We start from the raw sequence: 11,568 nt of genomic DNA, 5'->3' as shown, positions 1-11,568 counted from the left end.
GTGATCGCCGCCAAGGCGACCGCGTTCAAGCTCGCCGCGACCCCCGAGTTCAAGGAGCGTCAGGAGCGCGTCCTGAGCGGCGCGCGCATCATCGCCGAGCGCCTGTCTCAGCAGGACGTGACGGATGCCGGCATCGCCGTCCGCTCGGGCGGCACCGACGTGCACCTGGTGCTCGTCGACCTGCGCGAGGCCGAGATCGACGGCAAGCAGGCAGAAGACCTGCTGCACGAGATCCACATCACCGTGAACCGCAACGCCGTGCCGAACGACCCGCGGCCGCCCATGGTCACGTCGGGTCTGCGGATCGGCACACCCGCACTCGCGACCCGCGGCTTCGGCGACAGCGAGTTCAACGAGGTCGCCGACATCATCGCGCTCGCGCTGGTACCGGACGCGGATGTGCAGGCTCTGCGTGCGCGCGTGGCTGCGCTGACCGCCGCCTTCCCGCTCTACCCTGGCCTCGAGCAGTAGTAGTCCGCTTCTCGGCCCCGAACGGGGTGAGGCCCAGGCCGGACCGTGCAGCAATGAGGAGAGCAGGATGACGGCACTCAAGCTCGACGGGCGCGCAGCTGCGGCCGAGATCAAGGAGGAGCTGCGCGAGCGCGTCACGGCCCTCAGGGCCCGCGGCATCGTGCCCGGCATCGCCACGGTGCTGGTCGGCGCCGATCCCGCCTCGCAGCTGTATGTCGGCATGAAGCACCGGCAGTCCGAGGAGATCGGGATGAACTCGATCCAGCGCGAGCTGCCCGCGGATGCGACCCAGGCCGAGGTCGAGGCGCTCATCGACGAGCTGAACGCCGACCCGGCGTGCCACGGCTACATCGTGCAGCTGCCGCTGCCCCGGCACCTGGACACCGGCGCGATCCTCGAGCGGATCGACCCCGAAAAGGATGCCGACGGTCTGCATCCGACCAACCTCGGCCGGCTCGTGCTCAACGTCAACAACCCGATCACATCGCCCCTGCCGTGCACTCCGCGGGGGGTCATCGAGCTGCTGGTGCGCAACGGCTATGACCTGAACGGCAAGGATGTGGTGGTGCTCGGCCGCGGCGTCACCATCGGCCGCTCGATCGGGCTGCTGCTGACCCGCCGCGAGCACAACGCGACGGTGACACTGACCCACACCGGCACGGTCGATCTGGGAAGGCACCTGCGCGAGGCGGATGTCATCGTCGCCGCCGCGGGGGTCAAGCACATCGTCCGCGCCGAGGACGTGAAGTCAGGCGCAGCCGTGATAGATGTTGGCGTGACCCGCGAGGACGACCCCGAGACCGGCAAGAGCAAGGTGTACGGCGACGTGCATCCCGACGTCGCCGAGGTTGCCGGCCTGCTCTCGCCGAACCCCGGCGGAGTGGGTCCGATGACCGTGGCCCTGCTGATGACCAACGTGGTCGAGGCCGCCGAGCGCCACGTCGCCTGATCGCAGCGCCACGGCGGGTGGAGGGTCAGGCGCGGAAGCGTGCCAGGAACTCCTTCGTGCGCTCCGCCCGCGGGTTCGCGAACACCTCGGCGGGCGGGCCCTGCTCGAGGATGCGCCCGGCGTCGAGAAAGACGACGCGGTGCGCGACGTCGCGTGCGAACGACATCTCGTGCGTGGCCATGAGGATCGTGGTTCCCTCGTCGGCGAGCTCGCGGACCAGTTCGAGCACTTCGCCGACCAGTTCGGGATCGAGCGCGGAGGTGATCTCGTCCAGCAGCAGGATCTCCGGGTCGGTGGCGATGGCCCGCACGATGGCGGCGCGCTGCTGCTGCCCGCCGGAAAGGCGGTCGGGGTGCTCGCGCGCCTTGTCGGCGAGGCCGACGCGTCCCAGCAGCGTCAGGCCGCGCTCCTCGGCCTCAGGGCGCGGCACCTTGTGCACGGCACGGGAGGCGAGGGTGACGTTGTCGAGCACCGACAGATGGGGGAACAGGTTGTAGCTCTGGAAGACCGCCCCGAACCGGGAGCGCGCGCGATTCGCGTTGACCCGCGGATCGGAGATGTCCTCGTCGCCGAGGAGGATGCGGCCGTCGTCGATCGGCTCGAGCAGGTTCAGGCACCGCAGGAGCGTCGATTTGCCCGAGCCGCTCGCTCCGATCACCGCGACCACCTCGTGGGCGGACACTTCCAGTGACACGCCGCGCAGCACCTCACGGTCGCCGAACGACTTCCACAGCTCCTCGGCGCGCAGCAGGGCGCTCATACGATCGACCCCATCTGCTCGCGCTCGCGCAGGCGGGCGGTGTACCAGTCCGTGAGGCGGACCGTGGGGATGGCGAGCAGCACGAACAGGAGGCCCGCCACCACGTAGGGCGTGAAGTTGTACGACAGCGCGGTCTCGATCTGCGCTGCACGGACGGCGTCGACGGCGCCGAGGATCGAGATGAGCCCGACATCCTTCTGCATCGAGACGAAGTCGTTCATCAGCGGCGGGGTCATTTTGCGCAGCGCCTGCGGGAGAACGACCAGTTGCAGCGTGCGGGCGTAGCCGAGCCCGAGCGCGCGCGCGGCGAGCCGCTGCGAGGGATGAACCGCCTCGATGCCCGCTCGGATCACCTCGCTCACATACGCCGAGTAGGTGATCGTGATCGCCGCCGTGCCCAGGACGATGAGGGGGATCCGCGCATTGAACAGGGCCGGGATGCCGAAACCGACCAGGTAGAGCACGATGATCAGCGGCACGCCGCGGAAGAAGTCCGTGTACGCGGCCGCGAGCACGCGCACCGGGAAGAACACCGGGCCGCGCAGCGTGCGCAGCAGCGCCAGCGCGGTGGCGGCGATCGCCACCGTGATCACCGAGAGCCCGAGCACCTGCAGGTTCAGCAGGAACCCGTCCCACACCCGGGGCAGTGCCGCCAGAGCCGTCGCCGGATCGAAGAACGACTGCTGCACGGCCGCCCACCCAGGGGTGTTGACGATCGTGAGCCATACCACCACGGCGAACGCGATCGTCGAGGCGACGGCCACGAACACCGATCTCGTCGACTGGCGCTTGCGGTACGCGCGACGTTCGAGCTCGAGCCCGCTCGGCTGGTGCGGCGCGTCGGTCACGGTCCGACGCCAGCGGACTGCTGTCCGTTCAGGCTCACTTCAGCTGAGTCACTCCCGCACCCTCGCCGAGCCACTTCGCGGTGATCTCGTCGAGCGTGCCGTTCTCGCGCAGCGCGTCGACAGCGGCGCTGACCTTCGCGGTCAAGGGCGAGTCCTTGGCCAGCACGATGCCCCATTCGTCCGGGATGCCGCCGGTGGGAAGCTCGCCGACGATGAAGGAGTTGTCGATGTAGACACCGGTTGCATAGAACGCCGTCGGCAGGTCGAGCACGAGCCCGTCGATCTGGCCCGCTTCGAGTGCTGCCTTCGCGTCTTCGTTGGAGTTGTACAGCTGCGCGGCGACGTTGGGCTGCACGACCTCTTCGATCGTCTGCGCGCTGGTCGATCCGACCATGGCGCCGAGCACGATGTCCTTCAGGCCGTCGATCGTGGTGATGCCCTCCGCGGCGGAGCCTTCGATCGCGACGACGGCCTGGCTGGCCGCGTAGTAGGGCGAGGAGAAGTCGACGTTCTTCTTGCGCTCTTCGGTGATCGAGTACTGCTGGATGTTGGCGTCGAAGGTCTTCGGGCCCGGCGCGATCGCGGCCTCGAATGTGGTGCGGACCCACTCGACGTCCTCGGGGGCGAAGCCCAGCTCGTCGGCGACGGCGTACGCGATCGCCGCTTCGAAGCCCTCGCCCGAGGCCGGGTCGTCGTCGATCACGTACGGGAAGTAGGCCGGCTCGCCGGTCGCGAACGTCAGCTTGCCCGGGGTGATGTAGCCCTCGCCGGCGGGCGCGCTGGTCTCGTCGCCGGACGGCGCTGCGCCGGACGCGCAGCCGGTCAGGGCGAGCGCGGCGAGCGCGATGCCGACGAAGGCGGCTCGCAGGGACGGGTGACGACGCGACATAGGTGCCTCCGGGGGTCGGGAAAGCGGCGCGCTCAAGCTGCCGGAGCAGCCGCTGACTACCATCATGACCGGCTGAGGCGGCGCACGGATCGTCGCGAGTCGCTCTGTTACAGCATCTTCATACGACGTGGGCGTCGGCACGGACCTCAGGGCCGAGGTCCCGTCCGCCCGCGGCCACCGCGCCGTACCCGGACAGCGCGTCAGTGCATGCGGACGAGCTGGTTCAGATCGTCGTTCGGCAGCCGGTCGACGACGGCCATGACCTCCATGTCTACCAGGTCCACCCGTCCCGAGATCGTCGTCAGGAAAGCGGAGTCCGCGGCATCCCGCCCCGTCGCGATGCGCACCAGCGTCGAGCGCGGCGCGAGGGTCGTGGCGTCCACGACGTGCCAGCCGTCTTCGACCCAGGCCTCGGCGACCGCGTGGAAGTCCATCGGGAGCAGCCCGGGCGCATAGACGGAGACCAGGCGCGCCGGCACGTTCAGAGCGCGCAGCAGGGCCACCGTCAGGTGCGCGTAGTCGCGGCAGACGCCCTGCCGGGCGAGCAGGGTGCGGATCGCCCCGTCGGTCGGCAGGCTGGAACCGCTCACGTACGACAGGTGCGTGCCGACCCACGACGAGACCGAGGCCAGCAGCTCGGCGGGGTCGGTGATGCTGCCGAACTCGGCGGACGCGGTCGGGCCGAGCGCGTCGGATTCGGCGTACCGGCTCGGGCGGCGGTAGATGATCAGGTCTGTCGCACTGGCGACGTCGGCGGCCGCCTCACCTGTGATCGACGCGTCATAGGACGCGACGAGCCGCCCGACCGGGCTGAGCACCTTCTGCAGGCGGGTGCCGTGCGCATCCGGCACCGGCTCGAACGTGAGGGGCGCACCGTCGAGAGTGAATGCGATGTGCTCAGCGGTCGGGGTGTGCTGCCCGCTCACCGCGATCGAGAACACCAGCTCCGCGGGCTCGGTGACATTCAGTTCGATACGGCTCGCGACATCTCTCTTCATGCGTCCAGGATCCCACGCCGGTGCGCCCCTGGGGACGGCTCGAGGAGAGAACCCCATCGGCGCGCCGGAGATGCCGGGCCGCACATGCCAAGCTTGGTTCGTGAAGACGATCCAGCTCCGCAGATACACGCTTGTCGAGGGCGAATACGACGCCTTCCTGGCCTGGTGGAAGGAGTGGATGCCGCGCGTGCGCCGCGCCGCCGGCTTCGGGATCGAGTTCGCCTACGGGCTGCCCGAGACGAACGAGTTCGTGTGGGCGGTCAGCGCCGAAGGCGACCACGCCGCGTTCCTCGCCCTGGACGAGGCCTATCGCGCCTCCGATGGTCGCGCCGAGGCGTTCGACGGTCAGCCGCAGCGCATCGCCGAGTACAACCTGCGGCTGGTCGACGAAATCGGCTGATCTCGACGACGACGATCGGCGCCGGCTGTCGAACGCGTGTTCTCCGAAGCTGCCCGCGAGTACGCCGCACTGAACAAACCGGTTGTCGGTGCTGTACACGAGGTACATCGCGACGCCCCGCCTGCGCGACAAGAATATGAGCAAGCCGCCGCTATGACGAGGGAGTCCTCCTGTGACTGAAGACCGTGAGACCGAACTTCTGGCCCGCGTGCCCGACGGGCTGTTCATCGGCGGCGAATGGCGCTCCGCGACGGATGACCAGCAGCTGCGGGTGTTCGACCCGGCAACCGGCCGCGTGGTCAAGAAGATCGCCGATGCCTCGCCGGCGGACGGCAAGGCGGCGATGGATGCCGCCGCCGAGGCGTTCCCGGCATGGGCGGCGACTCCCGCCCGCGAGCGCGCCGAACTGCTGCGCCGCGCGTTCGACCTGCTGCAGGAGCGCAAGGAGGACTTCGCCCTGCTCATGACGATCGAGATGGGCAAGCCGCTGGCCGAAGCCCGCGGCGAGGTCGCCTACGGCGGCGAGTTCCTGCGCTGGTTCAGCGAGGAGACCGCCCGCATCCAGGGCCGCTATGGGGCGAACCCCGAGGGCACCGGTCGCATGATCGTCTCGCAGCACCCGGTGGGCCCCTGCTTGCTGATCACCCCGTGGAACTTCCCGCTAGCGATGGCGACTCGCAAGATCGCCCCGGCGCTCGCGGCCGGCTGCACGGTCGTCATCAAGCCGGCCGAGCTCACCCCTCTCACGACGCTGTACTTCGCGAAGCTTCTCGAAGACGCCGGCCTGCCCAAGGGCGTGGTGAACGTCTTCACGACCTCGACCTCAGGTGCGGTCTCAGAGCCGATCATCCGCGACCCGCGCTTGCGCAAGCTCTCGTTCACCGGCTCGACCCAGGTCGGGCAGAAGCTGCTCGAGCAGGCCTCGCAGGGCGTGCTGCGCACGTCGATGGAGCTCGGCGGCAACGCGCCGTTCGTCGTGTTCGACGACGCCGACCTCGACAAGGCGGTCGACGGCGCGATCATGGCGAAGTTCCGCAACATCGGGCAGGCGTGTACCGCCGCGAACCGTTTCATCGTGCACCGCGGGGTCGCGGAGGAGTTCGCCCGCCGGGTGACCGAGCGCGTGCAGGGCTTCAAGATGGGCCGCGGCACCGAGGACGGCGTCATCATCGGGCCGCTGATCGACGACCGCGCGGTCGCGAAGGCCGAGGAGCTGGTGGGCGATGCCGTGGAACGCGGCGCGCAGCTTCTCACCGGAGGCCGGCGCGGCACCTCTGATGGACTCGGCGAGGGAACGTTCTACGAGGCGACCGTGCTGACCGACGTGCAGGCGGGCAGCGACATCCTCCGCGAGGAGATCTTCGGGCCGGTGCTCGCGATCGTGCCGTTCGACACCGAGGACGAGGCCGTTGCCATCGCGAACGACACCGAGTACGGCCTGGTGTCCTACGTCTTCACCGAGTCGCTCTCGCGCGGCCAGCGCATGATCGACAAGCTCCAGACGGGCATGATGGGACTGAACGTCGGCGTCGTCTCCAACGCCGCCGCGCCGTTCGGCGGCTGGAAGATGTCGGGGCTCGGCCGCGAAGGCGGCGCAGAGGGAATCCACGAGTACCTGCAGACCAAATACACGCTGACGGCCGATCCCTACGCGTGAGGCCGCCCGGGACCGCTGCCGCGCCGTCATCACGGCCTCACCACGCGCGTGGCACACTGTGACCCGTGACGTCTGATTCCGCCCGTGGCCGCCGCTCCCCCCGCCGCGGGCGGGCGATCGCGATCACGCTGATCGCAGCGCTCGTGCTCGGGTATGTGGTCGTGGTCGCGCTCTACGCGCTCAACGAGCGGGCCGCCAACATCGAGGGGTGCACGGACGAGCCGCCCTCAGACGCGGTGCTGCTGGCGGTCACGCCCGAATCGGTCAACGCGGCGGGCGACCGGATCGTCGCGAATCTCACCGTGCTGTCGTTCGGTCCGATCGGATCCGCCGACACGAGCCTGCTCAGCGAGCCGCTCACGATCCTGGTCAGCGACACCGACGGTCCGCGCTCCTTCACGATCGCGCAGGACGAGATCCCGTCGCCGCAGTCGCTGAGCTTCATCACCGACGGCTACATCGAACGCTGGCCGTTCGATTCGCACAGCGTCGATATCGCGATCGTCTCCCTTCAGGGCGACGGCGGCGACATGACCGCGATCCCCACGCTCCTGTGCGGATCGGCACATGTGCCCGGGTGGACCTTCGCCTCCGAGGAGATCGCGGGCACGGACAAGATCGTCGTCGACGGCGAGCCGGTCACGCAGATCCGCCTCACGGCGATCAGGTCGGGGGCGACGGTCGCGTTCGGCATCGTGATCCTCGGCCTGATGGCGGTGCTGCCGATTCTCGGGCTGACTGTGGCGATCATCGCATACCGCGGCATCCGCAAGGTCGAGGCGACGCTGATGAGCTGGATGGCGGCGATGCTGTTCGCCACGATTCCGCTGCGGACGTTCCTGCCGGGCTCGCCGCCGATCGGCTCCTGGGTTGACTATCTGGTTGTGCTCTGGGTCGTTGCCGGACTGGTGCTGGGGCTGGTCATCTACGTCATCGCGTGGCTGCGGTGGGGCGCGCGCGGCGACCGGGGTGCACCCGATGGATCGATCGCGGTGGTCGCGACCGGAGCCGCAGTGGCGGCATCCGGCCCGGACTCGCGCGACGGCGCCGCTTCGGCCGACGGCGGCGCCGCGGGCTGATCAGGCTCAGCCCTTCGCGTGCCGGTCGAGGAACGCGTAGACCTCGTTGTCGTCGACACCGGGGAAGGCGCCGCGGGGGAGCGGCGAGAACATCTGCATGTGCACGCGCGCGCTCGGCCACGCCTTGCCCTGCCACCGCTGGGTGAGCTCGCTCGGAGGGCGCCGGCAGCACGACTCGTCGGGGCAGGTCGAGACGGCGCGCTTGTGCGTCTCCCGGCCGCGGAACCACTTCGCATCGTCGAAGGGCACCCCCACCGTGATCGAGAACTCCCCGTCGGCGGTCGATCCGGTCTGCGTGGAGCACCAGAACGTGCCGGCCGGAGTGTCGGTGTACTGGTAGTGCTCCGTCGTGCGGTTGTGCTCCTCGAACGCCGAGCGGGCAAGGAATCGGCGGCACAGGATCTGACCCTCGATGGACCCCGTGACATCGTGCGGGACCGGCAGGTCGTCGTTCTCGTACACGCGTGAAATGGCACCCGAACCGTCCGCACGCAGGAAATGCAGGCGGATGCCGAGATGCGTGGTGAGCAGATTCGTCATGCGCATCGCGGCCGCTTCGTGCGTGACGCCGAACGTGTCGCGGAAGTCCTCCACCGCGAGGTTGCGGTCCCGTTTGGCCTGGGTCAGGTACGCGACCGATGCGGCCTCGGGCATGAGGGCGCACGCCGCGAAGTAGTTGATCTCGAGCCGCTGCTCGAGGAAGTCGGCGTAGTCCGTCGGAGGCTGATGCCCGAGGAGCCGATGCGCCATCGCCTGCAGCGCCATCGACCGCAGGCCGTGGCCACCGGGGATGGATGCCGGCGGGAGGTAGATGCGGCCGTGCTCGAGGTCGGTGACCGAGCGGGCCGAGTGCGGCAGGTCGTTCACGTAGAGCAGCTCGAAGCCGAGCTGCTCTGCCATGATGCCCACCGTGCGGTGCGTGAGCGCTCCCGACACATGACCGGCAGCCTTGAGCTGCTTCTCGGCGAGCTGCTCGATCTCGCCGAGGTAGTTGTCGCGCTCCCGCATCCGCAGGCGCAGCTCCGTGTTCGCGCGGCGTGCCTCTTCCGGCGTCGCGATCGCCTCGCGCTCGCGACGCTGCAGCTCGCGGTGCAGGCCGAGGATCGACTCGATGGTCTCGTCGGGGATGCCCTTGGTCACGCGCACCGCCGGCACGCCGAGCTGCCGGAAGGTCGAGCTCGCCTGCGCCCGCTCCAGCTCGATCTCGAGCGCTGCGCGGCGGTTCGGCGGCTCGGTCGAGAGCAGATCGGTGACCTCGACCCCCGTCGCGGTGGCGATCGCCTGCAGCAGCGACAGCTTCGGCTCGCGCTTGCCGTTCTCGATCAGGCTCAGCTGGCTGCCGGCGACGCCCACCAGTTCGCCCAGCTCGTCGAGGGTGAGACCCTTCGAGACACGCTGATGGCGGATGCGGTGGCCGAGCGTGGACAGTTCCAGGGAGGTGGGGGCCATTCCTTTATGTTAGCGAAAGAAACGCGATTCTTGAGATCGCGGACTTCGGCAACTCGTCGGCACACCCCCGCATAGTGGGGGAAGAACAGCGATCTGACCCGATCGAAGAGGAGTGACCATGGCAATCGCCAACAGCTTCACGCGGCCCGCGGAGCGGGCAGCGCACCGACGCAGCCCCGCCGTCGCCGGCTTCGGCGCCCGCCCCGCCATCGAAGGCGAAGGAATGAGCGATCTCATCGCCTGGGTCGACGAGATCGCCGCGCTGACCCAGCCCGACAGCATCCACTGGGTCGACGGGTCCCGCGCCGAGAATGAGGCGCTGCTGCGCGAGATGGTCGACGAGGGCAAGATCATCAAGCTGAACCCCGAGTGGCGGCCGGGCTCCTACCTCGCCCGCTCGCACCCGAGCGATGTCGCTCGCACCGAGGGTCGCACCTTCATCGCGTCCGAGCGCGAAGAGGACGCCGGCCCGACGAACAACTGGGTCGCCCCCGCCGAGATCCGCGCCACGCTCACGCCGCTGTTCGAAGGCAGCATGCGCGGACGCACCATGTACGTCGTCCCGTTCTCGATGGGCCCCGTGGGTGGCCCCCTCTCGCACATCGGCGTGCAGGTCACCGACAGTGCGTACGCCGTCACCTCCATCGGCATCATGACCCGCGTCGGCACCGACGTGCTGCGCGAGATCGCCTCCGGCGCCCCCTGGGTCAAGACGGTGCATTCGGTCGGCGCACCCCTCGCCCCGGGCGAGCAGGACGTCGCGTGGCCGTGCAACGACGAAAAGTACATCGTGCACTTCCCCGACACCCTCGAGGTCTGGTCGTTCGGCTCGGGATACGGCGGAAATGCGATCCTCGCGAAGAAGTGCTTCGCTCTGCGCATCGCCTCGGTGATCGGCCGCGACGAGGGCTGGCTGGCCGAGCACATGCTGCTGATCCGCGTGATCGACCCGTCCGGCAAGGCGTTCCACGTCGCCGCGGCCTTCCCGTCCGCGTGCGGCAAGACCAACCTGGCGATGCTGCGCCCGTCCATCCCGGGATGGCGGGTCGAGACCCTCGGAGACGACATCGCGTGGCTGCGCCGGGGCGATGACGGGCGTCTGTGGGCGATCAACCCCGAGGCCGGCTTCTTCGGCGTCGCGCCGGGCACCGGCGCGTCGACCAACGTCACCGCGGTCGAGACCCTGTGGGGCAACACGATCTTCACGAACGTGGCCCTGCGCCCGGACGGCGATGTCTGGTGGGAAGGGCTCACCGACGAGGTGCCCCCGAATCTGACCGACTGGGAGGGCAACCCCTGGACGCCCGACATGGGTCGTCCGGCCGCCCACCCGAACTCGCGCTTCACCGTGAGCGCCGCCCAGTGCCCGCAGATCGCCAGCGACTGGGAGAACCCCGAGGGCGTCCCGCTCGACGCGATCCTGTTCGGCGGCCGCCGCGCCACGAACGTGCCGCTGGTCGTCGAGGCGACCGACTGGACGCACGGCGTCTTCATGGGCTCGAACATCTCCTCCGAGCGGACCGCCGCCGCCGAAGGCACCGTCGGCGAGCTGCGACGCGACCCGTTCGCGATGCTCCCGTTCTGCGGCTACAACATGGCCGATTACTTCGGCCACTGGCTCACGGTCGGCCAGGAGCTGCGGTTCGACCGCGCGCCGCGCATCTTCCAGGTGAACTGGTTCCGCAAGGGCTCCGACGGGCGCTTCCTGTGGCCCGGCTTCAGCGACAACGCGCGTGTCATCGACTGGATCATCCGCCGCGTCGAGGGCTCGGTATCCGCGGTCGACAGCCCGATCGGGCGTCTGCCGCGCACCGAGGACCTCAACCTCGACGGCATCGACGTGCCGCAGAGCGACCTCGACGAACTGTTCGCGATCGACCGTGACTCGTGGTTGCGCGAGGCGGAGCTGACCGAGGAGTTCTACGCGACGTTCGACGGCCGCGTGCCCGCGCCGCTGCAGGCCGAGCTCTCCGCGCTGCGTTACCGCCTCCAGCGCGCCTAGCCTCCGCTCTTCCCCCGAGAAGGTGCCTCCGGCCCCGAGAAGGTGCCTCCGGCCCCGAGAAGGTGC

At 69.3% G+C, this 11,568-nt stretch carries 10 protein-coding genes and 1 pseudogene; 6 read left to right on the top strand and 5 right to left on the bottom strand.

Going from position 1 to position 11,568, the window contains the following annotated elements; all coding sequences use genetic code 11:
* Positions 1 to 471, top strand: a pseudogene (locus QZV84_RS05705) (serine hydroxymethyltransferase); the annotation flags it as partial.
* A 67-nt stretch (positions 472 to 538) separates the two neighbouring features.
* Complete coding sequence (locus QZV84_RS05700; protein ID WP_292826648.1) at positions 539 to 1,420, top strand: bifunctional methylenetetrahydrofolate dehydrogenase/methenyltetrahydrofolate cyclohydrolase; 882 nt, start codon at positions 539 to 541, stop codon at positions 1,418 to 1,420.
* Positions 1,421 to 1,445: 25 nt separating this feature from the next.
* On the opposite strand, the gene QZV84_RS05695 is transcribed toward QZV84_RS05700, so the two are convergent.
* The 4 genes from QZV84_RS05695 to QZV84_RS05680 all read right to left on the bottom strand — a co-directional run bounded on the left by QZV84_RS05695 (position 1,446) and on the right by QZV84_RS05680 (position 4,915).
* Positions 1,446 to 2,180, bottom strand: coding sequence for an amino acid ABC transporter ATP-binding protein (locus tag QZV84_RS05695; RefSeq protein WP_292826645.1), 735 nt, complete (start codon positions 2,178 to 2,180; stop codon positions 1,446 to 1,448).
* Positions 2,177 to 3,028 (bottom strand): amino acid ABC transporter permease, encoded by an 852-nt coding sequence (locus QZV84_RS05690; RefSeq protein ID WP_292826642.1) that lies wholly within the window; start codon positions 3,026 to 3,028, stop codon positions 2,177 to 2,179. The genes QZV84_RS05695 and QZV84_RS05690 overlap by 4 nt, the downstream gene beginning before the upstream one ends.
* 34 nt (positions 3,029 to 3,062) lie before the next feature.
* The gene (locus tag QZV84_RS05685; protein ID WP_292826639.1) at positions 3,063 to 3,917 is read right to left on the bottom strand and encodes a transporter substrate-binding domain-containing protein; all 855 of its coding nucleotides are present in this window, start codon (positions 3,915 to 3,917) and stop codon (positions 3,063 to 3,065) included.
* Positions 3,918 to 4,117: 200 nt separating this feature from the next.
* A complete protein-coding gene (locus tag QZV84_RS05680; RefSeq protein WP_292826636.1) occupies positions 4,118 to 4,915 on the bottom strand; it encodes a transglutaminase-like domain-containing protein in 798 nt (265 codons plus the stop codon).
* 100 nt (positions 4,916 to 5,015) lie between these two features.
* Here QZV84_RS05680 and QZV84_RS05675 point away from each other — a divergent pair, with 100 nt between their 5' ends.
* The 3 genes from QZV84_RS05675 (at position 5,016) to QZV84_RS05665 (ending at position 8,051) form a co-directional block, all read left to right on the top strand.
* Complete coding sequence (locus QZV84_RS05675; RefSeq protein WP_292826633.1) at positions 5,016 to 5,315, top strand: hypothetical protein; 300 nt, start codon at positions 5,016 to 5,018, stop codon at positions 5,313 to 5,315.
* 172 nt (positions 5,316 to 5,487) lie between these two features.
* A complete protein-coding gene (locus QZV84_RS05670; protein ID WP_292826630.1) occupies positions 5,488 to 6,972 on the top strand; it encodes an NAD-dependent succinate-semialdehyde dehydrogenase in 1,485 nt (494 codons plus the stop codon).
* Positions 6,973 to 7,037: 65 nt separating this feature from the next.
* Complete coding sequence (locus QZV84_RS05665) at positions 7,038 to 8,051, top strand: DUF4436 family protein (protein ID WP_292826627.1); 1,014 nt, start codon at positions 7,038 to 7,040, stop codon at positions 8,049 to 8,051.
* 6 nt (positions 8,052 to 8,057) lie between these two features.
* Here the strand turns inward: QZV84_RS05665 and QZV84_RS05660 are convergent, their stop codons facing one another.
* A complete protein-coding gene (locus QZV84_RS05660; protein ID WP_292826625.1) occupies positions 8,058 to 9,500 on the bottom strand; it encodes an XRE family transcriptional regulator in 1,443 nt (480 codons plus the stop codon).
* A gap of 118 nt (positions 9,501 to 9,618) precedes the next feature.
* Between QZV84_RS05660 and QZV84_RS05655 the strand changes: the two genes are divergently transcribed.
* Positions 9,619 to 11,502 carry a phosphoenolpyruvate carboxykinase (GTP) gene (locus QZV84_RS05655; RefSeq protein ID WP_292826622.1) on the top strand — a complete coding sequence of 628 codons (1,884 nt, stop codon included), beginning with the start codon at positions 9,619 to 9,621 and terminating at the stop codon, positions 11,500 to 11,502.
* The last annotated feature ends 66 nt before the right edge of the window (positions 11,503 to 11,568 follow it).

The organism is Microbacterium sp., from assembly GCF_011620715.1.
GTDB lineage: Bacteria > Actinomycetota > Actinomycetes > Actinomycetales > Microbacteriaceae > Microbacterium.
Note: the sequence above shows the minus strand (reverse complement) of the source record. Positions and strands in the feature narration are given on the sequence as shown.